18 protein-coding genes are annotated in these 23,477 nt (G+C 74.0%); 6 read left to right on the top strand and 12 right to left on the bottom strand.

Going from position 1 to position 23,477, the window contains the following annotated elements:
• The first annotated feature begins 1 nt into the window (after position 1).
• On the top strand, positions 2-1,423 hold the full coding sequence (locus ACN267_RS20850; RefSeq protein WP_421489407.1) for a hypothetical protein: 1,422 nt from the start codon (positions 2-4) through the stop codon (positions 1,421-1,423).
• On the opposite strand, the gene ACN267_RS20845 is transcribed toward ACN267_RS20850, so the two are convergent.
• A complete protein-coding gene (locus ACN267_RS20845; protein WP_421489406.1) occupies positions 1,413-4,946 on the bottom strand; it encodes a BTAD domain-containing putative transcriptional regulator in 3,534 nt (1,177 codons plus the stop codon). The genes ACN267_RS20850 and ACN267_RS20845 overlap by 11 nt on opposite strands.
• 479 nt (positions 4,947-5,425) lie before the next feature.
• Between ACN267_RS20845 and ACN267_RS20840 the strand changes: the two genes are divergently transcribed.
• Positions 5,426-6,052: a helix-turn-helix transcriptional regulator gene (locus tag ACN267_RS20840; RefSeq protein ID WP_088647552.1), complete on the top strand. Its 627-nt coding sequence runs from the start codon at positions 5,426-5,428 to the stop codon at positions 6,050-6,052.
• A gap of 73 nt (positions 6,053-6,125) precedes the next feature.
• Here ACN267_RS20840 and ACN267_RS20835 read toward each other — a convergent pair whose 3' ends face one another.
• The 7 genes from ACN267_RS20835 to ACN267_RS20805 form a co-directional block, all read right to left on the bottom strand.
• Positions 6,126-7,316: a cytochrome P450 gene (locus tag ACN267_RS20835; RefSeq protein WP_421489405.1), complete on the bottom strand. Its 1,191-nt coding sequence runs from the start codon at positions 7,314-7,316 to the stop codon at positions 6,126-6,128.
• Positions 7,317-7,435: 119 nt separating this feature from the next.
• Positions 7,436-8,437, bottom strand: coding sequence for a MupA/Atu3671 family FMN-dependent luciferase-like monooxygenase (locus ACN267_RS20830; RefSeq protein WP_204962056.1), 1,002 nt, complete (start codon positions 8,435-8,437; stop codon positions 7,436-7,438).
• Entirely contained in the window at positions 8,428-9,723 is a 1,296-nt protein-coding gene (locus tag ACN267_RS20825; protein ID WP_421489404.1) for a condensation domain-containing protein, read from the bottom strand. The genes ACN267_RS20830 and ACN267_RS20825 overlap by 10 nt, the downstream gene beginning before the upstream one ends.
• Positions 9,720-11,426 carry an AMP-binding protein gene (locus tag ACN267_RS20820; RefSeq protein WP_421489403.1) on the bottom strand — a complete coding sequence of 569 codons (1,707 nt, stop codon included), beginning with the start codon at positions 11,424-11,426 and terminating at the stop codon, positions 9,720-9,722. The genes ACN267_RS20825 and ACN267_RS20820 overlap by 4 nt, the downstream gene beginning before the upstream one ends.
• The gene (locus ACN267_RS20815; protein ID WP_421489402.1) at positions 11,423-13,138 is read right to left on the bottom strand and encodes a non-ribosomal peptide synthetase; all 1,716 of its coding nucleotides are present in this window, start codon (positions 13,136-13,138) and stop codon (positions 11,423-11,425) included. The genes ACN267_RS20820 and ACN267_RS20815 overlap by 4 nt, the downstream gene beginning before the upstream one ends.
• Positions 13,139-13,296: 158 nt before the next feature.
• Complete coding sequence (locus ACN267_RS20810; RefSeq protein WP_204962052.1) at positions 13,297-13,893, bottom strand: ATP-dependent Clp protease proteolytic subunit; 597 nt, start codon at positions 13,891-13,893, stop codon at positions 13,297-13,299.
• A 137-nt stretch (positions 13,894-14,030) separates the two neighbouring features.
• A complete protein-coding gene (locus ACN267_RS20805) occupies positions 14,031-14,558 on the bottom strand; it encodes a helix-turn-helix domain-containing protein (RefSeq protein WP_421489401.1) in 528 nt (175 codons plus the stop codon).
• 271 nt (positions 14,559-14,829) lie between these two features.
• Between ACN267_RS20805 and ACN267_RS20800 the strand changes: the two genes are divergently transcribed.
• Positions 14,830-15,846: a potassium channel family protein gene (locus tag ACN267_RS20800; protein ID WP_421489400.1), complete on the top strand. Its 1,017-nt coding sequence runs from the start codon at positions 14,830-14,832 to the stop codon at positions 15,844-15,846.
• A gap of 133 nt (positions 15,847-15,979) precedes the next feature.
• Here ACN267_RS20800 and ACN267_RS20795 read toward each other — a convergent pair whose 3' ends face one another.
• From ACN267_RS20795 to ACN267_RS20785, 3 genes are all read right to left on the bottom strand, one after another.
• On the bottom strand, positions 15,980-17,014 hold the full coding sequence (locus ACN267_RS20795; protein WP_421489399.1) for a 2-oxoacid:ferredoxin oxidoreductase subunit beta: 1,035 nt from the start codon (positions 17,012-17,014) through the stop codon (positions 15,980-15,982).
• Positions 17,007-18,854: a 2-oxoacid:acceptor oxidoreductase subunit alpha gene (locus ACN267_RS20790; RefSeq protein ID WP_421489398.1), complete on the bottom strand. Its 1,848-nt coding sequence runs from the start codon at positions 18,852-18,854 to the stop codon at positions 17,007-17,009. The genes ACN267_RS20795 and ACN267_RS20790 overlap by 8 nt, the downstream gene beginning before the upstream one ends.
• A 307-nt stretch (positions 18,855-19,161) precedes the next feature.
• On the bottom strand, positions 19,162-20,547 hold the full coding sequence (locus ACN267_RS20785; protein ID WP_421489397.1) for a hypothetical protein: 1,386 nt from the start codon (positions 20,545-20,547) through the stop codon (positions 19,162-19,164).
• Positions 20,548-20,689: 142 nt separating this feature from the next.
• Between ACN267_RS20785 and ndhC the strand changes: the two genes are divergently transcribed.
• Positions 20,690-21,067, top strand: a complete 378-nt coding sequence (gene ndhC, locus ACN267_RS20780) for an NADH-quinone oxidoreductase subunit A (protein WP_204961893.1) — start codon at positions 20,690-20,692, stop codon at positions 21,065-21,067.
• Positions 21,068-21,169: 102 nt separating this feature from the next.
• Here the strand turns inward: ndhC and folP are convergent, their stop codons facing one another.
• Positions 21,170-22,039, bottom strand: a complete 870-nt coding sequence (folP, locus tag ACN267_RS20775) for a dihydropteroate synthase (RefSeq protein ID WP_204961894.1) — start codon at positions 22,037-22,039, stop codon at positions 21,170-21,172.
• Between the two features lie 189 nt (positions 22,040-22,228).
• Between folP and ACN267_RS20770 the strand changes: the two genes are divergently transcribed.
• Both ACN267_RS20770 and ACN267_RS20765 read left to right on the top strand, forming a co-directional pair.
• Positions 22,229-22,834, top strand: a complete 606-nt coding sequence (locus tag ACN267_RS20770) for a DivIVA domain-containing protein (protein WP_421489396.1) — start codon at positions 22,229-22,231, stop codon at positions 22,832-22,834.
• Positions 22,831-23,349: an SRPBCC family protein gene (locus ACN267_RS20765; RefSeq protein WP_281900743.1), complete on the top strand. Its 519-nt coding sequence runs from the start codon at positions 22,831-22,833 to the stop codon at positions 23,347-23,349. Before ACN267_RS20770 ends, ACN267_RS20765 begins: the two co-directional genes overlap by 4 nt.
• The last annotated feature ends 128 nt before the right edge of the window (positions 23,350-23,477 follow it).

Here is a 23,477-nt window from a genome sequence, read left to right as displayed (position 1 = left end):
CGTGCCGAGTCGGATGCGGCTGGTCGGCTACCGGACCGACGCGCCGGTGGGTGACGCCTTCACCGTGACCGGGTTCGGTGACGCCGGCTTTCCCGAGCAGGCGACGCTGCGGGACCTGGTCACTCCGGCCCAGCCCTACCTCGCCGGCACCGGGATGGTCCGGGGCGACCAGCAGCGGCGGCACTCGTACTGGCTGCGCTACCTGCGTCGGCGCGGCGGCCCGACCGGCCCGAAGCGGGTCTGCGTGGACCTGCTGGTCCGGTTCACCACCTTCGACTACGTGGCCGCCGACGTCGGGGCCGGCCCGGCGTCGTCCCGGCAGGCCGCGCTGGCGTCCTTCCCCTGCTGGGGCGTCACCGACCTGAGCGTGACGCCGCACGCGGTCACGGCCGGGCGTAACCCGTTCAACAAGTTCAACGAGGTGGGCTCGCTGGTGTTCACCGCCCGGCTGGAGGCCGGCCACGGGACGATGCCGGCGGTCCGGGTCGGCTACCGGGTGCACCACGAGCGGACCACTGTCGACGGGGTGCTGCTGACCCCGGAACACGACGAGGTGGGCTCGTTCCTGGTGCACAGCGACGGGCTGTTCGAGGTGGCCGACCGGTCCCTGGCGACCCGGACCCACTTCCTCGTCACGCCGGTCGACGCCGGGGTGCACGACCGGCCGCCGGTGGCCCCGGCCGCTGCCCGGCGATCCGACGCGGCCCGCCCGGTGTGGCACGCGACCGGGCTCACCGCCGCCCCGGAAGAGCTGGCCGGGCCCCGGCTGACCCCGTACGCCGACGACACGGTCGTGGTGACCGGCTTCGACGGGCTGGACGGCCCGCAGACGCTGACGGTCCGCGACGCGGCCGGGGAACAGCGGACGGCGATGCTGGACCAGGCGGCCCCGGAACCCGGCGCGTTGCTGCTGGCCTACCGGGCCGACCGGGGACCGGGGCGGGCTGGTGGCGTCCGGCTGCTGCTGGGGTTCCGGTTCACCATGCACCGCTACCTGGTCGCTCCGGCCGGGGTCGATCGTGGCACCGCCCACCAGCCCCCCGAGGACGGCGCGGACGTCGACGCCTACTACGGCGACGACCCGACGGCCAACCGGGAGGCGTGGCCGGTGTTGTGGCACCGGGGGCGGCGGCACACCGGCCTGCGGCAGGTGGGGCTGTCGGTGTCCGGCGTCGACGGCGGGCCCGGTCCGCAGGCCGTGCGCAACAGCACCGGAGCGTGGACGCGGCTGGTCCTCACTCCCGACTGGGAGCCGGGCGGCAACGACCGCGCGCCGCGACTCCGGATCGGCTGGCATGTCTCGCACCAGGACGAGACGGCCCCGGTCGAGGGCCGGCTGGCGTTCGACGTGGACCCCACCGGCCGGCCGACCCTGACCCCGCTGGACGACGAGAGCCGTCGCCGGTTCACCGTCACGGGCTGACCGGCACGTCCTCGTCCCGGGCGGGCCGCAGCCGCCGGGACAACTCGGCGATCTCCCGCCGGTACGTCGCCTGCTGGGCCGCGTCGACACCGCCGTCCGCGCCGAGCGCGACCAGCAACCGCAACGCGCGGACCTGGCCGAGCAGGTGCCCGGTCTCCCGGTGGGTCGCCAACGCCTCCTCGGCGGTCCGGGCGGCGGTCATCGGGCCGGTGGCCCGCAACGCCTCGGCCGCCACCATCAGCGCGTGCCCCTCCCAGACCCGGTAGCCGGCGGCGCGGGCCACCGCGCGGGCCTGCCGGGCCAGCGCGAGGGCCTCCGTCGGATCGGTGTCCCGGTGCACCTCGGCCAGCCCGATGAGCGCCTCGACCTCTTCACCCCGGGCCCCACCGGCGCGGGCGAGTTCGAGCGCCCGCCGGTGTTCGGTGGTCGCGGCCGGATCACCGTTGCGCAGGTGGATCGCGCCCAGCACGTTACGGGCGGCGGCCTGCTGGGCGGTGTCGCCGATCAGGTCGGCGAGGGCCAGCGCGGCGTTGGCCAGTTCGGTCGCCGGGCCCAGGTCACCGGTCTGCGCGCGCAGCGCCGCCAGCCGGCGCAGGCTCTCCGTCTCGGTCGGCCGGTAGCCGGTGCGCCGGCTCAGCTCCAGCGCCTCCCGCAGGTGGTCGAGGGCCTCGTCGTGCTGGCCCAGGGCATGCTGCACCTCACCCAGGTTGCTCAGGCTGATCCCGATGCTCATTCGCATCCCGGTGCTGCGGGTCAACGCCAACGCCTGCCGGAAGACCTCGGCGGCCTCGCGGAGCCGTCCCATGTCCCGGTAGATCACCCCGAGGTTGCCGAGGCTGGTGCTGAGCCGCTCCGGACCGCCGAGGCGTTCGTGGATGCTCACCGCGAGCCGGGTCAGTTCGGCCCCCTCGGCCAGCCGCCCGGCCCGCAGGTGCACCAGCCCGCAGGTGCCGTACGCCGCCGCCAGGCCCTCCGGCCAGGCCGCCCGGTGTGCCGCGTCGATCATCGCGGTGGCGTGCGACAGGCCCACCGCGTACTCGCCGCGACGCAGGTGCAGGCTTGCCAGCCCGAGCCGGCTCGCGGCCTCGCCGGCGTGGTCGCCGGACTGCTGCGCGGCGCGCAGCGCACTGGTCGCGGCGACCAGGCCGTCGCTGTGCGGGCGGAACTGGAAGTAGCCGCGCAGCGCGTCCGGGATCCGCCAGGCGGCCGGGCCGGCGTCGTCCTCGGCGGCCTGCGCGATCACCCGCATCAGGTTGGTGTGCTCCTCCTCCAGCCAGGCCATCGCCCCGGCGGGGGTGGGGAACGGCGGGGACCCGGCGACCGGCCCGGTCCCGTCGGGCGGCAACCGCACCAGGTGCGGGTAGACGGCGACGGCGGCGGCCTCGGTGCGCTGCCGGTACCAGTCGTAGAGGCGGCGGGTGGCGGCCCGCAGCTCCGGCCCGGGGTCCTCGGCGGTGGCCCGTTCCCGGGCGTAGAGACGCAGCAGGTCGTGGAAGGCGTACCGGCCGGGAGCCACCTGCCCGACGAGGTGCGCGGCGGCGAGGCGGTCCAGCTCGCGGGCGGCCGTCGGCTCGTCCATCCCGGCCAGCGCGGCGGCGGCGGCCACCGTGACGTCCGTCCCCGGGGCGGTGCCCAGCAGCCGGAACAGCCGCCGCGCCGGGGCGGGCAGGGCGGCGTACGACAGGTCGAACGCGGCCCGGACGGCCGCCTGGTCGTCGCCCTCGATGCGCAGGTCGGCGAGCTGGTTACCGGCGGTGAGCCGGCCGGTGTGCGCGCTGATCGACTGGTCGGGCTGGTCGATCAGGTTGGCGGCGGCGATCCGCAGGGCCAGCGGCAACCGGGCGCAGGCGGTCGCCAGCTCGGCGATCTCGGTGGCGTGGGCGACCCGTCCGGTCGGGATGATCCGGGTGAGCAGGGTGCCGGCCTCGTCGGCGGTGAGCACGTCGAGGTCGATGCGGCGTGCGCCGTCGACCGCGACGAGCCCGCTGAGCCGGTCCCGGCTGGTGATCAACGCCAGACAGCCGGCGCTGCCCGGCAGCAGCGGGCGTACCTGGTCGGCGCCGGCGGCGTTGTCCAGCACCACGAGCATCCGGCGACCGTCCAGCATGGTACGCAGCAGCGCGGCGGCCTGTCCGACGTCGACGGGCACCTGCTCGGCCGGCACCCCCAGTGCGTGCAGGAACCCGGCCAGGGCCTCCTCCCCGCGTACCGGGCTGGCCGTCGAGTAGCCGCGCAGGTTGACGTAGAGCTGCCCGTCCGGGAAGTGCCGGCGCACCCGGTGGGCCCAGTGCACCGCCAGGGCGGTCTTGCCGACCCCGGCCATCCCGGTGATGGCGGAGATGACCACCGGGCCCCGGGTCGCCGTCTCCCCGGTCAGCAGCGCGTCGAGCGCGGCCATCTGGGTGTCGCGCCCGGTGAAGAAGGCGACGTCGGGGGGCAGCTGTGCCGGTGGGCGGTGGCTGGGCGGGCGGGCCGGCGGTGACGCCTCGGGCCGGTGCGGCGCGACGCCGGGGCGTACGGCCGGGGCGTCACCGGCGGCCGGGCGGGCGACCACCCGGGGCAGGTCCTGACGCAGGATGCGTAGCTGTGCCTCGCGTAGTTCCGGGCCGGGTTCCACGCCGAGCTGCTCGGCGAGGCGGTCCCGCAGCTTACGGTGCAGGGTCAGCGCACGGGCCTGCTGGCCGCAGGCGGCCAGGGCGAGCATGAGCCGGGCGTGCACCTGTTCGTGCAGGGGTTCGTGGCGGGCCACCGCGTGCAGCTCCCGGACCGCCCGGTCGGGCAGTCCCAGGTCGACGGCGAGCGTCGCGTAGGTGACGGCGGTGGCGATGCGGCGTCGGTTCAGGGCGACGGCGGTCGGGTGCTGGGCCAGGCTCGGTGCCGCGTCGGCCAGGACCGGCCCGCGCCACAGCGCCAGTGCGCCGGCCAGCCGGTCCAGGCTGGCCAGGTCGCCCGCGACGCTGCCCTCGGCGCGTTCGATCACGGTGGCGAACTCGCTCAGGTCGAGCTGGGTGGGGTCGACCCGGAGCCGGTAGCCGCCACCGACGTGGGTGATGGTGGTGCCGGCGTTGCCGGGCCGGTCCAGCACCCGGCGCAGCCGGGCGACATAGGTGTGGACGAGGTTCAGGCAGCTGTCCGGCGGGTCGTGACCCCACAGCACGTCGACGATCTCGTGGCGGGACACGATCGTGTCCGGGTGCAGGGCGAGCAGGCCGAGCAGCATCCGTTGCCGGTTGGCGCCGAGCGCGACCGGTTCGGCCCCGATCTGGATGCGCAGCGGGCCGAGCACGTCGATGCGGAGGGTGGGTGCCGACGCGGCGGGTGGCGCGGGGCCGGGCGGATCGAGGTGGGGCAGCCCGACGGCGTCGGCGATGCGTCGGAGGGATTCGGCGCGCGGGTTGCGTACCCGGCCCTGTTCGATGTCGCGCACCGCCCGGACACTGATTCCTGCCCGTTCGGCCAACTGCTCCTGGGTCAACCCGGCACCCAGTCGTCGTCGTCGGATCTCACCACCGCCGTCGGCCATCAACCGGCCTCCCTGTCATGGCTGCGCGTCCTTCCCACCAGCGCGGCCAGCACATGATTCTGCCGGTTGGCCGGTCGGATGACCATGATCTTCGACACTCATTCACCGGGTGACACACCGGCGAAACCTGCCGATCGGGCACCAGTGGTCGCCCGTCGGGGCAACGGTTCTGCCGGTTCTGCCGGTGCTCCGGCGGCTCACTTCTGGACGGTCGGGCATTTGGGCAGCTCAAAACGTTGTCGCCTGGCAAGGATGTCGATTCGATGGCGTCCAGTCGGCCTCCAGTGCCCGGCCGACCGCCGTCTCTACCGTGGACGACGGACACGGCCGCCACCCGTCGGCCGGTGTCCACCTCGGCGAAGCGACTTGCACCGGTCACGGAACCGCACGGCACCGGCCTCCGGACCACCGATCTGTCCCCTGCTGAACGGCAGCCTGGCAGCTGACGCTCGACTCAGCCCGGAAGCTAAGGAACCGCCATGAACGGACGTGCCCAGACCTACATCCGCACCCCCGACCCGATCTCCACGGCCGGCATCACCGCAGCGCTGCGGGGCCGGGCCGAGATCGAGGTCGTGCCCGCGCAGATGATCACCGCCGAGACCGTCGGCGTGGTCGCCGCCGACACCCTCGACCACGGCACGCTCGACGTGCTGCGGGCCGTACGCCGGCTGGGCTGCCGGCGGTTCGTGCTGGTCGCCGCCGTCGAGTCGGACTCGGCGCTGATCCCCGCGGTGGAGCTGGGGGTACGCGCCCTCGCCTCGCGCACCGAGGCGACCGGCCACCGGCTGGCCCAGCTCGTGGTCAGCACCGCCTCCGGTGGCGCGGCGATGCCCCCGGAGGTGCTCGGGCTGCTGGTCAAGCAGGTGACCCGGCTCCAGCAGACGGTGCTCGCCCCGCGCGGCATCGACGTCAACGGGCTCTCGGTACGGGAGAGCGAGATCCTGCGGCTGGTGGCGGACGGGATGGACACCCGGGAGGTGGCGACCCGGCTGAGCTACTCGGAGCGGACCGTCAAGAACGTGCTGCACGACATCACCAGCCGGTTCCAGCTGCGTAACCGCACCCACGCGGTGGCGTACGCGGTCCGGGAGGGGCTGATCTGACGCTCGGGAGGGCGGGACGTGGCGGACGGACGGGCCGACGGGGGCGGGTGACCCACGCTGGCCTGGGCGCCCGCTACCAGCGCACCGGCAGCATGGTGACCATCCCACCCACCTCCCGCTCCACGATGGGGAACGGCCCGTCGGCGGCCAGCCGCAGACCGGGCAACCGGGCCCGCAGCCGGGCCAGCCCCACGGCCAGGATCGCCCGGCCGAGCCGCCGACCCGGGCAGTAGTGGCGGCCCCCGCCGAACCCGACGAACTTCGGCCCGCCGCGGTGTGGCAGGAGCGCCTCCGGCTGGCGGTAGACCTGCGGGTCGTGCAGCGCGGAGATCCAGGCGAGGAGCACCGCCGTGCCCCGGGGCACCGTGCCGGAGGGCAGCGCCAGGTCGGTGGTCGCGGTCCGCAGGGCGGCCACGTTGCCGGCGTACACCAGACGGAGCAGTTCGTCGGCCATGGCCACGGGGTCGGTCCGCCGCCTGACGAACGCCCGCCAGTCGGTGGCGTCGTCCCCCAGTAGCCGCAGCATCGCCCGGCCGAGCACGGTCGCCGGGGCCTCCACCCCCGCCGACAACATCAGCCGGGTCAGGCTGACCAGTTCGTCGGTCGACAGCCGGGGGCCGGGGTCCGGTGGGTCGACCAGGTCGGCCAGCAGCGCGGTGTCGGACCCGCCGGTGACGACCCCACGCACGTACCCGCCGAACTCGTCGACGAGCCGGGCCCGTTCCTGCGGCGTGCCGGGATGCGAGTGGGTGTACGCCCCCGACCAGCGGCGGATCCGGTCGCAGTCGTCGTCCGGGATGCCGAGCAGCCGGGTGATCGACAGCAGCGGGAGCCGGTCGGTGTACCCGGTGACGAGGTCGCCCCCGCGGCGTCCGTCGGCGGTCATCGCGTCCACGAGGTCGTCGGCGACCTGCCTGACCACCGGCAGGTGGGTGGCGACCCGCTCGTGGTTCATCGCCCGGGTCGCGACCCGGTGCACCGCCGTGTGGGACCGCTCGGACTGGTTGATCAGCAGATCCGGGTCGTACAGGAAGTTGGGTTCGCCGCTGCGCCTGGGCGCGTCGGTGAGCAGGTGGTTGCGGGACAGCGCCGGGCTGGTGACGGCGGCGGCGACGTCCGCGTGCCGGACGAGCAGGATCGCGCTGTCGCCGCTGGGCAGGCGGACGCGGCCGAACGGGCACTGCTCACGTCGCCGGGCGTAGTCGGCGGCGGGGGCGAGCCCCGCTGCGGGCGGCAGCGGGAAACCGGGGAGGTCGTCGTCCATCAGCGCTCCTTCGATCGGCGGACGGCGGGTGTGGGCACCGGCCGGCGCGGAGGCGGCACCACCGGGCGGGCGGTGGCGCAGGCGCTGCCGGTGCGCGCGGGCCGGGGCCGGCGTCGGGGTCACCGCCCGACCAGCCGGGCCAGGTGGGTGAGGCCGGACCGGGTGGCCTCGGCCGGCACGCCGAAGTCGACCAGGCAGGCGACCTCGTCGACGCCTGCGTCGGCGAGCCGGCGCAGGGTACGGGCGCAGGTCGGCACCGAGCCGAAGAGCCCGCGTTCGATGAGGAACCGGTCGAGCACCCGGCCGATGAGGAAGTCCGCCTCGTCGTCGGTGACGGTGCTGTCGTGAAACGGGGAACCCGGCAGCATCCCCGCCACGAGGTCGAGCGAGGACCGCAGATACCTGGTCATCGGCTCCCGGGCCAGCGCGGCCACGCCCGGGTCGTCAGGTCCGACGAGGGTGTGCAGCATGAGGGTGACCTGGCCCCGCCCGGGGTGCAGCCGCCGGTACCGCGCGATCTTGGGACGTAGCTCGTCGAGGCTCTGGGTGAGCAGGTGGGTCAGGACGCCGACGCCGAGCCGCCCGGCGAGTTCGAAGGTGGCCAGGTCACCGGCGCTGGTGAGCCAGACCGGCAGGTCGGTCTGCACCGGCTTGGGGAACGCCTCGACGTCGACGAGACCGCCGGCACCGTCGGGCCGGGACGTCGTGCCACCCCGCCACAGGGCGCGCACCTGGTCGATCAGCTCCGGCAGCGCCGCCCTGCGGTGCGGGTACCGGTCAGGGGCGAGGACGAAGTCGACGGCGTGCCAACCGGAGGCGAACGCGACCCCGGCCCGGCCGTGCGAGATCCGGTCCACCACCGCCCACTCCTCGGCCACCCGCAACGGGTCGTGCAGCGGGAGCACGACACTGCCGGCGCGTACCCCGACCCGCCTGGTGACCGCCGCGACGGCGGCACCGGTCACCGCCGGGTTCGGGTAGGGGCCGCCGAACTCGTGGAAATGCCGCTCCGGCGTCCAGACCGCGGTGAAGCCGTGCCGGTCGGCGAACCGTGCACTGTCGAGCAGCAGGTCGTGGGCGTCGCCGTCGCTGGCGGAGAAGAAGAACAGGCTCAGGTCCACGGGGGCGGCTCCTGCGGCGGCCGGACGACGGGTGACTCCGGCGCGGCGAGGCTGCGGTCGAGCCCGGCCAGGACGTGGTCGATCAGGGTGCCGGCCCGGCGGCGTGCCCCGGTCGACGCCGGGAACTGGAACGTGACCCGGGTCTGCTCACCGTCGGCGATCATGACGTGCAGGGCGTTGCGGGCGACCCCGTTGAACGGTGACCAGTCCACGGTGGTGGTGAGGCCGGGGAAGACCGGGCCGGGGGCGATCCGCCGGTAGCTGACCGAGACGGCGGCGGTGGCCAGGAACGGCCGCGTCCCGGGCCGGCACATCGCCAACGGGACCGTACGGTGGGCGTAGAGCTGGCGCAGGCCGGTGCGGACGGTCGCCAGCGCCGCCGCGTACGGGCCGGCCGGTGGGGTGGGAAGGGTGAACGGAAGCTCGTTGACGTACATGCCGATCCGGCCCGCCTCGGCCGGCGTACGCGTCGACAGTTCGAGCGCGATCGAGGTGGGCCCGTCGGCGGGGGCGAGACAGCAGGTGAGCACGGTGAGCAGCAGCTCGAACCGGGTCGCGGCCAGGGCGACGGCCGCCGTGGCCAGCAGCGTACGGGTCCGGGGGGTGAGGGTCCGGACGACCCGGTCGCCGGGCCGCGCACCGCCGTCGCGGGGCAGCTCGACAGGTCGCGGAGGGTTCCGCCACCAGTATTCGGCGGCGGCGACGACCAGGTCCTCCGACGGCCGGTGCGCCCCGGGGCCGGCGGGCTCCCCGTGGTCACCGGGGTCGGTGGGCTCCCGGGGGTCGGTGGGCCCATCCGGCCCGGCGGGGTGCGCCGCCGTCGCCGGGGCGTCGTGGCCGTAACAGTCGGCCAGGTCCCGCAGCAGCACGTCCTTGGACCGGCCGTCGACGATCAGGTGGTGGGCGGCCAGGACGAGCACCCCCCGGTCGTGGGCGGGGGCGAACCACCAGACCCGGGCAAGCGGCCCGGCCGACAGGTCGAACCGGGTTCGGGTGGCCCGCTCGACCCGCCCCCGGAGGGTCCCGTCGGTGACCGGTTCGACGGTGAGCGTCAGCGGGTGCTCGTCGACCGCCAGCCAGGGCAGGCCGTCGAGGTTGTGGCAGCCGGCGGTCAGCAGCGGATGTCGGGTGGCCAGCGCCGTGCAGGCCCGCGCCAGCCGGCCCACGTCGAGCGGGCCGCGCAGGTCGGCGGTGACCGCGACCGTGTACGCCGGCCCGAGGGCGGTCACCTGCTCGTTGAACCAGACGCCCCGTTGCAGCGGTGAGGTCGGCACGAGGTGCGTCACGGTGAGTCGGCGATCCGGTCGGCGATCCAGGCGGCCTGCTCGGCCAGGCCGGGCCGGGCGTACAGGGCCGACACCGGGGTGGGGACCGCGAACTGGTCGGCGACGAGGCGGGCCAGCCGCAACGCCGACATCGAGTTCCCGCCCAGGGCGAGGAAGTCGTCGTCACGGCCCACGGCGGCCACGCCGAGCACGGTGGCCCAGATGTCGGCCAGGTGCCGTTCGACCACGGTCACCGGGGCGGCGGTGGCCGTCGACCCGACCGGCGGGAAGAGGTCGCGCAGCGCCCGTACCACCACCTTGCCGCCGTCGTTGCGCGGCAACGCGGCCACGCAGACGACCCGCTGCGGGATCTCCGCACCGGACAGCCGGCCGGCGAGAAAGGTCCGCAGGTCGGCAGGTACGGCACCGGTACGGGTCACCAGTACGGCGGCGGGCCGTTCGCCCAGCACCGGGTCGGCGAGGGCGGTCACCGCGCAGTCCCGGACGTCGGGGTGCTCGCGCAGTGCCTGTTCGACGGTGAACGGGGAGACCGTCGTCCCGCCGGTGTGGATGGTCGACGAGTCGCGGCCGGCGAGGTGCAGGTAGCCCTCGTCGTCGAGCCGGCCCCGGTCGCCGGTACGGGTCCAGCCGTCGCGGAACGTCCCGGTGTCACCGCCGTCGAGGTAGCGGCGCGGCGGCGCGGCGGATCCGATCCAGACGTGACCCACCTCGCCCGTGGGGACCTCCCGACCGGCATCGTCGGTGATCCGTACCCGGCCCCGGCCGACGGCGTCCGGGCGTCTGCTGTCGAACACCATCGTCGTCCGGGCCGGTGCGGCCTCGGTCGAGCTGTAGGTGTTGACGATGGTGGCGTACGGCAGCGCCTCGGCGAGGGCCCGGGCGACGGACCCGGGCAGCACGTCGCCGGTGGTCCCCACGAGCACCACCGACGACAGGTCCCGACTGTGGAGTTCGCCGGAGTCCAGCAGTTCCCGGGCCATCGCCGGGACGAGGAACAGGGTGCCGACCCGGAACTCCTCGACGGCGGCACCGACTTCGGCGGCGTCGAACCGGGGCATGACGAGCGCGGCGGGCTCGGCGGTCAGGCCGGTGAGGAGCATGGTCTGGGCGGCGTTCGTGCCGAGCGGGAACGCGTGCAGGAAGTGACGGGAGTGGGCGAGCTGCCGCCGGCCGGGTGTGGCGTCGTGCCCGTGGGTGAGGTTGCCGTGGGTGGCGACGACCGGCCGGGCCGACCCTTCGGTTCCCGAGGTGAAGATGATCTGGGCCGGGCCGGCCGGGGTGGCCCGGTCGGGGACGGCGTCGGCGTTGGCATCGGCGTCGGCCGGCCCGCGCTGCCAACCGCCCAGCTCCGGGGGCACGGCGCAGCCCTCCCGGATGGTCCCGACCGCCCCGGCGACGGTGACCCGGTCGACGAGCTGCCCCGGCGGCAGCCGGGCCGACAGCGGCACCGCCACCCCACCGGCCCGGAGCACGCCGCAGAACGCGGTGGCGAACCCGAACCACTCCCGTTCGTCGAAGAGCAGCGCGACCCGCTGGCCGACCCGTAGCCCGTCGGCGGCGAGCGCGGCGGCGAGCGCGTCCGTCGACCGGTCCCACTGCCCGAAGGTCAGGGTCGAACCGTCCGGGTGGCACAGGGCGACGGCGTCCGGGGTGTCCGCCGCGCGCTGCCGCAACAGGCCGGGCACGGTCGACCTGCCGTTCATCGGGCGTCCGGCGTCCGACCGCCGGCCACCGCCGCGATCCGTCCCACGGTGCCGGCCCGCACGATCTCCTCGATGGTGAGCCGGATGCCCAGCCGCCGTTCGATCCGGAACGCGACCTGGGTGGTCAGCAGCGAGTGCCAGCCCACGTCGGTCAGGTCGTCGTCCAGGCCGACCCCGTCGACGCCGACCAGCTCCTCCACGATGGCGGTGATCGCGCGTTCGGTCGGGGTGTGTGGCGGTCGGGGTCGCGCCGGCACCGCGAGCTGCCGCCTGTCCACCTTGCCGGCGGCGGTGAGCGGCAGGGCGTCCACCACCACGACCACGTCCGGCACCAGGTGGGCGGGGACGGCACGGGCGAGGGCCGCCCGTAGCGCCGTGCCTGAGGGTCGGTAGCCTGGTGCCGGCACGACGTGCGCCACCAGCGACACCGGATCGGCGTCCGCCGGGACGGGGGAGACGGCCGCCGACCGGACCCCGGGCAGCCGGCGCAGCGCCGCCTCGACGCCCGCCGGCTCGACCCGGAAGCCGCGTACCTTCACCTGCGTGTCGAGCCGACCGAGCAGGTGGACCGTGCCGTCGGCGTCCCGGCGGGCCCGGTCCCCGGTGCGGTAGGAGCGGTGCCCGTCGAGCATGCGGAACCGTTCGGCGGTGAGGTCGGGGGCGTCGAGGTAGCCGCGTGCGACGCCGACACCGACGATGACGAGTTCACCGGGCCGGCCGTCGGCGACGACCTGCCCGTCGGGGTCGACGACGAGGACGTCGTACCCGGCGATCGGACGGCCGACGGGCACGTGTTCGCCGGTGGTGTCGGCGCGGGTGACCCGGTGCAGGGTGCTGGCCACGGTGGCCTCGGTGGGTCCGTAGCCGTTGACCAGCTCGCACCGGTCGACCCAGCGACGCGCCGTCGCCGGCGACAACGCGCTGCCGACGCTGAGCACCGTGCGGAGCCGGGGGAGGTCGTCCTCCGGCAGGGTGTCGAGCACGGCGGCGGGCAGGACGGCGTGGGTGACGGCCCGCTCCGCCAGCAGCCGCACCAGCGGCGCACCGACAAGCGACTCCGGGTCGGCGACCTCCAGCGGGCAGGCGGCGCCGAGACCGAGCAGGAGTTCGAAGATCCAGCCGTCCGCCGCCGGGCCGGAGTGGAGCAGGACGCGGGCGTCGTCGCCGAGTTCACCGAACCAGCGACGCTGGGCCGCCAGGAGGTTGGCGACCGCGTCGTGGCCGATCATGACCAGTTTCGGGGTGCCGGTCGTGCCGGCGGTGGGGATGACGTAGGCCAGCCCGGTCGGGTCGACGGTGGCCGGCAGGGCACCCGGTGGCGTCGGACCGGGCCGGGTCGGGTCCACCTGACGCATGCCCGGGGCCCGGTGGAGCGCGGACGTCGACACGACCACCGTGGCGTCCGCCGCCGTCGCGACCGCCTGGTTCCATGACGGCGGGCTGGCCGGGTCGAGCGGGAGCAGGACGCCGCCGCTGCGCCAGGTGGCGAGGGCCGCCGTGACGAGGGGGAGGCCGCGTTCCAGGACGACCGCGACCATGGTCGCCGGCCCGACTCCGGCTCCGGACAGCGTCCCGGCGAGTCTGTCCACCCGCTGTTCCAGTTCGGCGTACGTGACCGTTGCGGTCCGGTCGGCCAGGGCCACCCGGTGCGGGAAGCGGCGGGCGAGGATGGAGACCCGGTCGCTCACCGGGGCGAAGTCCGTGTCGCTCAACGGCGACCCCCTCGTCGACCTACCGAGCCATGCACACCTATCTATGGGTGAGGCTGTCACGACGTTGTCGGCGGGTCAAGGCGCGACGGCCGGCGGCACCCGCCGCCGGCCGTCGGCACGTGCTCCCCCGGGCCGGCACCGTCCCGGGGCAGCCACGGTCAGCCGGGAAGCTGGTCGACCCGGGTGAGCACCTCGTCGATCAGGCCGTACTCCCGGGCCTGCTCGGCGGTGAACCACCGGTCCCGGTCCCAGTCGGCCTGGATCTCGTCGAGGGTGCGCCCGCTGTGCCCGGCGATCAGCTCCTGCATGGTCCGCTTTACGTGCAGCATGTTCTCCGCCTGGATGGTGATGTCGGCGGCGGTGCCGCCCATCCCCCCGGACGGCTGGTGCATCATGATCCGCGCGTGCGGCAGGGCGAACCGCTTGCCGGCGGCCCCCGCGCAGAGCAGGAACTGCCCCATCGAGCCGGCCAGCCCCAACGCCAGGGTGGCCACGTCGTTGCGGACGTACCGCATGGTGTCGTAGACGGCCATGCCGGCGCTGACCGAACCACCCGGCGAGTTGATGTAGAGGTAGATGTCCCGCTTGCTGTCCTCGGCGGCGAGCAGCAGGATCTGCGCACAGATCTGGTTGGCGGAGGCGTCGGTGACCTCGGTGCCCAGGAAGATGATGCGTTCGCGCAGCAGCCGCTCGAAGACCTGGTCGCCGAAGGCCGGCTGCCCGCCGTCCAGCATGCGCACGTCGTACCCGATCATGGTGACCACCCTCCGCGTCGCCGGTGGGCGACCTCGCTCCGCCCCGGGAACCGGCGGGTCCAGCCTGCGCCGCCGGGCGGTCACCGGCCCAGCCTTTCTGCCCCCGGCAGATCCGCCGTCGGCAGAACCCGGCCGGCCTACCCGACCGGCAGCCGCCGCCGGCCCGTCCGGGCCCACCGCCGCGCCGGCACCCCGGCGGTACGCGCAGCGGGGCGGGCGGCCGACGCCACGGCGACCACCCGGACGGGCGTGGCGACCCTCGTCACCGCGAACCCGGCGCCCCCGACGGTGGACGGCACCCCGCCACCCGGACGGCCGGACCCGACGGTGGGCCGACCGATCGACAGGTGGGCGGTGGTGCCGTCGCGGCGGGCGGTCGGCACCCGGTCCAGCCGGGCCAGGCTGCCGCCCGGCGGCACGGGGACCCGACGCTCGACCCGGCGCAACTCGTCGCGGGCCTCTTCGAGCAGGTCGGACAGGTTGATCCCGAGCGCCCGGCAGATCGCCGCCAGCACCTCGGAGGAGGCCTCCTTACGCCCACGCTCGACCTCGGAGAGGTAGGGCAGGGACACCCCGGCGGCGGCGGCCACCTCGCGCAGGGTGCGGCCCTGACGCAGTCGTACCCGGCGCAGCACCCCGCCGATCACCCGACGCAGCAGCGACATGCGGGCCTCCTCGTGGCCGGTGTCCCGGGACCCTCCCATCATGCCCCGTCGGTGGCCCCGGCACCGGCCCGGCGGGGTCACGACAGGCCGACCGCATCGGCGGGCCCGGGGAGCCCGGCACCGGCGGTGGCCCGGCCGGTCACCTGACCCCGGCCGGTGCAAGGTGACGGGGTGCTCACCGTTGGTGCGGGTCGTCGGCCCGGCGGGTCGACCGGCCCGCCAACCGCTATGTTGTGCTCGTGCAGGCGACCCAGGGGGAGCAGGACCGACCGTGATCCATTTCCCGGCGCAGCGGCGGGGTCCGCTCAGCGCGTTGAGTCTCCGCCTGGCTGCCGCCCTGGGGCTGGTCCTGGTCACCGTCGCGGTGGTCTATCTGGACCGTGGCGGCTACCGCGACGTGGACGAGAACGGGCTGACCCTGCTCGACTGCTTCTACTACGCGGTGGTCACCCTCTCCACCACCGGGTACGGCGACATCACCCCGTTCGACCAGTCGGCCCGGCTGGTGAACGTCCTGTTCATCACCCCGGCCCGGGTGATCTTCCTGATCATCCTGGTCGGCACCACCCTGGAAGTCCTGACCGAGCAGTACCGGACCGGCCGTCGGCTGGGGCGGTGGAGGAGAACCGTGAAGGACCACGTCATCATCTGCGGCTACGGCACCAAGGGCCGCAGCGCGGTCTCCGCCCTGCTGGAGAACGGGTTGGACAAGTCCCGGATCGTGGTGGTGGAGCGCAACGGGACGGCGCTGCGGCAGGCCACCTCGGCCGGACTGGTCGCCATCGAGGGCTCTGCGACCCGCTCGTCGGTGCTGGAGGAGGCGCACGTCCGCAACGCCAAGGCGGTCATCATCGCCACCGACAGCGACGACGCCTCGGTGCTGGTGGCGCTGACCACCAGGCAGCTCACCGCCGGCCAGGTACGCATCATCGCCGCCGTACGGGAGGCCGAGAACGCCCCGCTGCTGCGGCAGAGCGGCGCGCACCACGTGATCGTGTCCTCGGCGACCGCTGGTCGGCTGCTCGGCCTCTCGACCTCCGCGCCGCCCCTGATCGACGTGGTGGAGGACCTGCTCACCCCCGGGCAGGGCATGGCGCTGGCGATGCGTTCCGCCGAGCGGCACGAGGTCGGTAAGTCCCCCCGCGAGCTGGAGTCCCTGGTCATCGCCCTGGTACGCCGCGGCAAGGTGGTCACCCTGGCGGACAAGGCCGGCGCGGTGATCGAGACCGGCGACATGCTGGTGCACGTGCGCGACGACCGCCCCACCGCCACCACCACCGCCTCCTGAGCCCGGCCGGCCCCTGCTCTCCGGCTGGCCGCTCCTGACGCCGGCCGGTGCGCCTGACACCGCTGGTCTTCCCCACCGACGAGTGGCCGGCCCCCGACGCGGGGAACGGCCACTTCGACGTGTCGGCGGACGACTAGCTGATGGTCCAGGTGTCGCCGGTGTGGAGGAGGGTGGTGAGTTGTTGTTCGGGGGTGTCGGTGGTGGTGTTTTTGGCGGTGGTGATTTGGTGTTGGACGAGGGTGTCGTAGGTGGGGCGTTGGGTTTGGCGGAGGATGCCGATGGGGGTGTTGCGGTGGTCGGGTTGGGGGAGGCGGGTGAGGGCGAAGGCGTAGGCGGGGTCGGTGATGGTGGTGTCGTGGGTGATGATGTCTTGGGGTGGGGTGGTGGCGGTGTCGCGGATGTCGAGTCCGAAGCTGTGGGGTGGGTGGACGAGGCAGTGTTGTTTGTTGCGGCCGAAGGTGATGGGTTGGCCGTGTTCGAGGGGGATGAGGTAGTCGTCGCGGGTGTCGGGTTGTTTGAGCGGGTCGAAGGCGCCGTCGTTGAAGATGTTGCAGTTTTGGTAGATCTCGACGAAGGCGGTGCCGTGGTGTTGGGCGGCGGCGCGGAGGATGGTTTGGAGGTGTTTGCGGTCGGAGTCGATGGTGCGGGCGACGAAGGTGGCTTCGGCTCCGAGGGCGAGGGACAGGGGGTTGAAGGGGGCGTCGGTGGAGCCGGCGGGGGTGGATTTGGTGATTTTGCCGGTTTCGCTGGTGGGGGAGTATTGGCCTTTGGTGAGGCCGTAGATGCGGTTGTTGAAGAGCAGGATTTTGAGGTTGACGTTGCGGCGCAGCGCGTGGATGAGGTGGTTGCCGCCGATGGACAGGGCGTCGCCGTCGCCGGTGACGACCCAGACGGACAGGTCGGGGCGGGTGACGGCGAGGCCGGTGGCGATGGCGGGGGCGCGGCCGTGGATGGAGTGCATCCCGTAGGTGTTCATGTAGTAGGGGAAGCGGGATGAGCAGCCGATGCCGGAGATGAAGACGGTGTTTTCGCGGGGGATGTTGAGTTCGGGCATGAATTGTTGGAGGGCGGCGAGGATGGCGTAGTCGCCGCAGCCGGGGCACCAGCGGACTTCCTGGTCGGATTTGAAGTCTTTGCCGGTGAGTTTCAGGGCGACGGGTTCAGGCATTTTTGCAGACCTCTTCCAGCATCGTCTCCAGTTCGGCGGCGGTGAAGGGTAGGCCGCGGACCTGGTTGTAGGTGATCGCGTCGGTCAGGTATCGGGCGCGGATGATCTGGGCGAGTTGGCCGAGGTTCATCTCGGGGATGACGACGCGGTCGTAGGCGGAAAGGACGTCGCCGAGGTTGGCGGGCAGGGGGTTGAGGTGGCGTAGGTGGGCTTGGGCGATGGGTTGGCCGTGGTGGCGCAGGGTGCGGCAGGCGGCGCCGATCGGGCCGTAGGTGGAGCCCCAGCCGAGCACGAGGGTCCGGGCGGTGCCGTCGGGGTCGTCGACGTCGAGGTCGGGCACGTCGATGGCTTCGATGCGGGCGGCGCGGGTGCGGACCATGTAGTCGTGGTTGGCCGGGTCGTAGGAGATGTCGCCGGTCTTGTCGGCTTTTTCCAGGCCACCGATGCGGTGTTGCAGGCCGGGGGTGCCGGGCACGGCCCAGGGACGGGCCAGGGTGTCCGGGTCGCGTAGGTAGGGCAGGAACGTGACGCCGTCGTCGCCGTTGGGGGCGGTGGCGAAGTCGACGCGCAGGTCGGGCAGGTCGTCGACGTCGGGTAGCAGCCAGGGTTCGGAGCCGTTGGCGACGTAGTTGTCCGACAGCAGGATCACCGGGGTGCGGTAGGTCAGGGCGATCCGGGCGGCCTCGAGGGCGGCGTGGAAACAGTCCGAGGGGGACTTCGCGGCGATCACCGCGACGGGGGCCTCACCGTGGCGGCCGTGCAGGGCCATGTTCAGGTCCGCCTGCTCGGTCTTCGTCGGTAGACCGGTCGACGGGCCGGCGCGTTGCACGTCCACGATGACCAGGGGGAGTTCCAGGGCGACGGCCAGGGAGATCGTCTCGGATTTCAGGGCGACACCGGGGCCGCTGGTGGTGGTCACTCCCAGGGCGCCGCCGTAGGAGGCGCCCAGAGCGGCGCCGACCGCGGCGATCTCGTCTTCGGCCTGCATGGTGACCACACCGAGCCGCTTGTGTTTCGACAACTCGTGCAGGATGTCCGACGCCGGGGTGATCGGATACGCGCCGAGGAACACCGGCAGACCCGACCGCACCCCCGCCGCGACCAACCCCAACGACAGAGCGGCGTTACCGGTGATGTTGCGGTAGGTGCCCGGCAGCATCGCCGCGGGTTTCACCTCATACCGCACCGAGAACGAATCCGTCGTCTCGCCGTAGTTCCAGCCCGCCTTGAACGCCGCGATGTTCGCCGCGACCAGATCCGGCCGCTTGACGAACTTCCGCTCCAGAAACCGTAGGGTCGACTCGTACGGGCGGGAGTACATCCACGACAACAACCCCAGGGCGAACATGTTCTTCGCCCGCTCGGCGTCCTTCTTCGACACCGACAACTCCGCCAACGCACCCACCGTCATCGACGTCAACGCCACCGGATGCACCACAAACCCATCCAGAGTGTCGTCCTCCAACGGCGACACCGCATACCCGACCTTCGTCAGGTTCCGACGGGTGAACTCATCGGTGTTCACGATGATGTCCGCACCCCGACGCAGATCACCCACATTCGCCTTCAACGCCGCCGGGTTCATCGCGACCAACACGTTCGGCGCGTCCCCCGGCGTCAAAATATCGTAATCAGCGAAATGCACCTGGAAACTCGACACCCCCGGCAACGTCCCCGCAGGCGCCCGAATCTCCGCCGGGAAATTCGGCAACGTCGAAATATCATTACCCAACTGCGCCGTCTCCGAGGTGAACCTGTCCCCCGTCAACTGCATCCCGTCACCCGAGTCACCAGCAAACCGGATCACCACCCGGTCCAACTGACGGATCTGCTTGGTCACGCCTGCACCTCGCTTCGCTCGGCCCCGCCGCGCGTGCGGCTGCACATGATGGTGACCCCGCCTTGCCCGGCCACGCGACCTCCCTGATGCGCCGCTGCGCCCGGTCCGCCCGTGGCGGGCCGGACCGCTGTCATCTCTCGCCTCCGAGCCTACGTCCCGGGCTTAGGGCATCCTTGGTGGAGGTCCGACACCTGGGAACCTGGTCGGCGAAATCTGTACGACTATGCGGCGATTTGTGGTGCCCGCCGTAATCGATATCACCGCGATCGTCCGGCTGGCCCCTGCGCCCGCCCCGACCGCCTGACGGTCAGTCCGGCCGTCCCGTCGGCGGCAGGTCCCCCGCGACCTCGGCCGAGCGCCGGCGCAGCGCAGCGGTCGCCAGCCCGAGGGCCAGCACCACCAGCAGGACGGAGGCCGTGATCAGCGCGAGCGCGGTCCGCCGGGCGGAGGACATCCCGCTCAGCGTGACCGTCCCGCCCTGCGCCGCGATCAGCCCCTGTGAACCGGTCGGCGCGGGCGTGGCCACCGGTGGGGTGGACAACGCGGCGGCGGCGGTGATCCGGAAGCTCATCTGGACCTGCCGGGCCGGCCCGCTCTCCGGGGTCAACCGGCCGGTCAGCGCCCCGGCCAGCGGGGCCTCGCGTTGGGCGTCCGGGGTGGCGGCGACGGTGAACCGGAGCAACTGCGTCCGCCCCGCCGGCAGCATGCCGAGGTCGCAGCGGGTACGCGTCGGAGCCAGCGGCGCACAGCCGTCCGGCGGGTCCAACACGCTGACCCCCTCCGGCAACGTCACCTCGACCCGCCCGGCGGCCGGCACCCGGCCGGTGTTGCCCAGTTGGGCCGTCAGCACGGTGGGCCCGCCGCTGATGTCGAACGCCACCTCGTCGGCATCGAGCAGTATCCCGGGCACCGGCGGGCCGGCCGGGAAGAGCACCGCGAACCCCTCGTCGTCCTGTGCGGTGCCGCCGTCCGGGCCGGTCGCGGTGACCCGTACCGCGCCGCTGAGGGGCATCTGCCGCCAGGCGGTGCCGCTGACCCGTACCCGGATCATGCTGCTGAACTGGTCGCCCGGCGCGGTGGCCCACTCGCCGCAGTGCCATCCGTCGCCGGTGGCCCCGCACCCCGGCGTCCCGGCGTCGGTCAGCCCGGCCGGCAGCGTGTAGGCCAGCCGGAGCCGCGCCGGCACGGACCCGGTGTTGGTGACGGTGACCCGCAGGTCGGTGACGGTGCTGCCGGCCGCCCAGTAACCGTCGTCGAGGGTGACGTCCCCGGTGCCCACCTGGACCCCGAGCCGGCCGCCGTCCGGCTGGCCGGGGCGGGTGGGCCGGCCGGGCCGCGGCGGCCGGGCGGTCGGCGCGGTGGTGGCCGTGGGTGCGGGCGCGGTGGTCGGCGGCGGCGGGGTGCCTGTCGGTTCCGGCGCGGCGGTGGTCGGGTCCGGGTCCGGCGGCAGCGTCGGTGGGGCGCTGGTCGGGCCCGCCCCGGTCGCCGTCGGCTCGACCGCAGGCGTGGTCGGGCCGCCGGGGGTCCCGGCGTCGGTCGGGTCGGTCACCGCCCTGGTCACGGTGGGTAGGGCCGCCAGGCCCGGCGTCACCCCGAGCGTGACCGCCAGCCCGGCCGCCAGGGTCGCCACCGCCAGAGCGGGGGTACGCCGGGCGAGGAGCCGCCGGACGGCACGCGCGTCCACGCCGGGCATCTGACCTCCGTGACCCTGGGTGAGAGTTCATTATTCGGTAACAGTTGCGGCGGGGCACTAGTTCCGGTGGAAAATATTCGGTGACGGTCGGGCAGCCCTCGCCGCGTCCCGTACGGCCCGCCGACCGGTAGGCTCAGCCACCGTGACCGGTTACCTGGGCTCGTACGCGACGCTCGGGCTGCTGCTGCTCGCTGCGGTCCTCTTCTTCGTTACGGCGTTCTCGGCCAACCGGGTGTTACGTCCCGGCCGGCCGGCCGACCCGGTCGGCAAGCGGGCCGGCTACGAGTGCGGCCTCGATCCGGTGGGCGGCGACTGGGCGCAGATGCAGATCCGCTACTACGTGTACGCGTACCTCTACGTGCTGTTCGCCGTCGAGGCGGTCTTCCTGTTCCCCTGGGCGATGGTCTTCGACCGGCCCGGGTTCGGCGCGGTGACGGTCGCCGAGATGGGCGTCTTCGTGGCCGTGGTCGCCCTCGGCATCCTCTACGCCTGGCGCAAACGCATCCTGAACTGGACCTGACCGCCGCGCCGGCCGGGCCGGACCCGACCACCGCACCGGGCCGGGCCACCGCACCGGGCCCCGACCACCCGTGCCGGCCGGGCCGGGTCGCCCGGTGACCGGTCAGGCCAGGCCGCGCCGGCTGAGCGTCGGTGGGCGGTCGCCCCGGATCGAGGCCACCATGTCCAGCACCCGCCGGGTGGGCAGCACCTGGTGGGCGCGGAACACCCGTGCGCCGAGCCAGGCCGACACCGCCGTCGCGGCCAGGGTGCCCTCCAACCGCTGCGGCACCGGCAGGTCGAGCGTCTCGCCGATGAAGTCCTTGTTCGACAGCGCCACCAGCAGCGGCCAGCCGGTGCCGGCCAGCTCGTCCAACCGGCGGGTGATCTCCAACGAGTGCCTGGTGTTCTTGCCGAAGTCGTGCGCCGGATCGATCAGGATGCCGTCGGGGCGTACCCCCAGGGACACCGCGCGCTCGGCGAGCCCGGTCACCGTCGCGACCACGTCGGCGACCACGTCGGTGAAGGCGGCCCGGTGCGGCCGGGTCCGGGGAGTCAGCCCACCGGCGTGCGAGCAGACCAGCCCGACGCCGGTCTCGGCGGCCACCCGGGCGAGCGCCGGATCGGCCCCGGACCAGGTGTCGTTGAGCAGGTCCGCGCCGGCCGCCACCGCCTCGACGGCCACCTCGGCCCGCCAGGTGTCGATCGAGATGACCACCTCGGGGAACGCGGCCCGGACGGCGGCGATGGTGTCCACCGTCCGGCGGATCTCCTCGGCCACGTCGACCTCGTCGCCCGGCCCGGCCTTCACCCCGCCGATGTCGATGATCTCCGCGCCCTCGGTGACCGCCCGTTCCACCGCGCGCAGGGCGCTGTCCTGGGCGAAGGTGGCGCCCCTGTCGAAGAACGAGTCCGGCGTCCGGTTGACGATCGCCATCACCACCGGCTCGCCCGGGGCGAAGCTCCGCCTCCCGAGTCGCAGCGCCCCGGCCAATTCCGCCTCCCGCAGGTCACCGGCCGGACTACCCGGCCGACGCCGACGCTATCCGGTCGCCCGACCCGCCTCCGGGGCGGTACGACCCCGACGACCCGGCCCGCCGCCGGGCCGTTCCGGCCAGAAGATCGGTGACGATGATGGTGGTTGGGGTCGCTCCGGAGGGCGTCCCCGTGCCACGATCTCCTCATGGGTCAGACTCTGCTCATTCTGGTCGTCGCGTTGACCGTGGCGGCGGTCGTGTTCGGCGTGACGGTGCTGATCTCGGGTCGGGACGGCCTCGCGCCCGCCGAGCCCGACGGCAGAGCCGTCCCGCTGCCGGGTGGCCGGCCGCTGCGGGAGTCGGACGTCGGCGCGCTGCGCTTCGACACCGCCCTGCGCGGCTACCGGATGGACCAGGTCGACCAGGCGGTGCGCCGGGCCGGCTACGACATCGGGTACAAGACCGAGCTGATCGGGGTGCTGGAGGCCGAGATCGCCGCGCTGCGGGAGGGCCGTACCGCCGACGCCGACGCGCTGCGTCGTACCCGGGAGGAGGCCGCCGGCACCGCGCCCGACGACTCCCCGACACCGGCCGACCCCGACGTGCCCGCCGACCCGGACGGGCCGGCCACCGGGGCCGCGACGACGCAGCCACCGGCCGACGCCGTCCGCCCGTCCACCGGGACGACCCACCCGACCGCCGACCCGCCGACCGAGGCGACCGCTACCGACGACCCGCCGGCCGACGACCGCCCCGGGGAGTCCGACGCCGACCGCCCCGGCGGCGCGGTGGTCCGCTCGGAGCCGGTGTGACAGGTCCCGATCCGGCCGGCGGCGGGTTGGCCGACGACGCGGCCCAGCCCGGTGCCGGCGAGTTCACCGCCACGGTGATCGTCGACGCCCCCGCCGAACGGGTCTTCGCCGCGCTGACCGACTGGGAGGGGCAGTCCGACTGGATTCCGCTGACCCGGGTCCGGGTGGTCGAGGGCGACGGCGGCGAGGGCAGCCTGATCGAGGCGGTCACCGCGCTCGGTCCGGCGGCGCTGCGCGACGAGATGCGGGTGGTCCGGGTCGACGCGCCGTACGAGGTGGGCGTGGTGCACTGCGGCAGGCTCCTGCGCGGCCCGGGGGTGCTGCGCTGCACCCCGCTGGCCGACGACCGCACCCAGGTGGTCTGGCACGAGTGGTTCCACCTGCCCGGCGGCGCGGCCGGCCGGGTCGCCTGGCCGCTGCTCTGGCCGGGCTCCAAGGCCAGCCTGACGCTGGCCCTGAAGCGCTTCGCCCGGCTGGTCGAGTCCGGCCGGCTGCCCCGCCCGCCGACGCCCTGACGCCCCGGCGTGCGGCCGGCCGGCTGCCCGTCCGGCCACGCCCTGACGTGCCCCGGAACGGGCCGGCGGGAGAACGCCGGGCCGTGCCACCCGGCCCCGACGCCGGGTGTCAGGCCCCTGGCCTAGCG

It is taken from the genome of Micromonospora sp. WMMD734, from assembly GCF_049178975.1.
In the GTDB taxonomy this organism is placed as follows: domain Bacteria; phylum Actinomycetota; class Actinomycetes; order Mycobacteriales; family Micromonosporaceae; genus Micromonospora; species Micromonospora wenchangensis.
The sequence above is the reverse complement of the archived record's forward strand: the minus strand, read 5'-3'. Positions and strand labels throughout refer to the sequence as shown.

Coding starts and splice junctions, on each gene's coding strand:
- ACN267_RS20770 (WP_421489396.1), top strand. CDS start 22,229: ATGGGTCAGACTCTGCTCATTCTGGTCGTCGCGTTGACCGTGGCGGCG.
- ACN267_RS20840 (WP_088647552.1), top strand. CDS start 5,426: ATGAACGGACGTGCCCAGACCTACATCCGCACCCCCGACCCGATCTCC.
- ACN267_RS20835 (WP_421489405.1), bottom strand. CDS start 7,316: ATGGACGACGACCTCCCCGGTTTCCCGCTGCCGCCCGCAGCGGGGCTC.
- ACN267_RS20785 (WP_421489397.1), bottom strand. CDS start 20,547: ATGCCCGGCGTGGACGCGCGTGCCGTCCGGCGGCTCCTCGCCCGGCGT.
- ACN267_RS20820 (WP_421489403.1), bottom strand. CDS start 11,426: ATGAACGGCAGGTCGACCGTGCCCGGCCTGTTGCGGCAGCGCGCGGCG.
- ACN267_RS20805 (WP_421489401.1), bottom strand. CDS start 14,558: ATGTCGCTGCTGCGTCGGGTGATCGGCGGGGTGCTGCGCCGGGTACGA.
- ACN267_RS20845 (WP_421489406.1), bottom strand. CDS start 4,946: ATGGCCGACGGCGGTGGTGAGATCCGACGACGACGACTGGGTGCCGGG.
- ACN267_RS20810 (WP_204962052.1), bottom strand. CDS start 13,893: ATGATCGGGTACGACGTGCGCATGCTGGACGGCGGGCAGCCGGCCTTC.
- ACN267_RS20795 (WP_421489399.1), bottom strand. CDS start 17,014: ATGCCTGAACCCGTCGCCCTGAAACTCACCGGCAAAGACTTCAAATCC.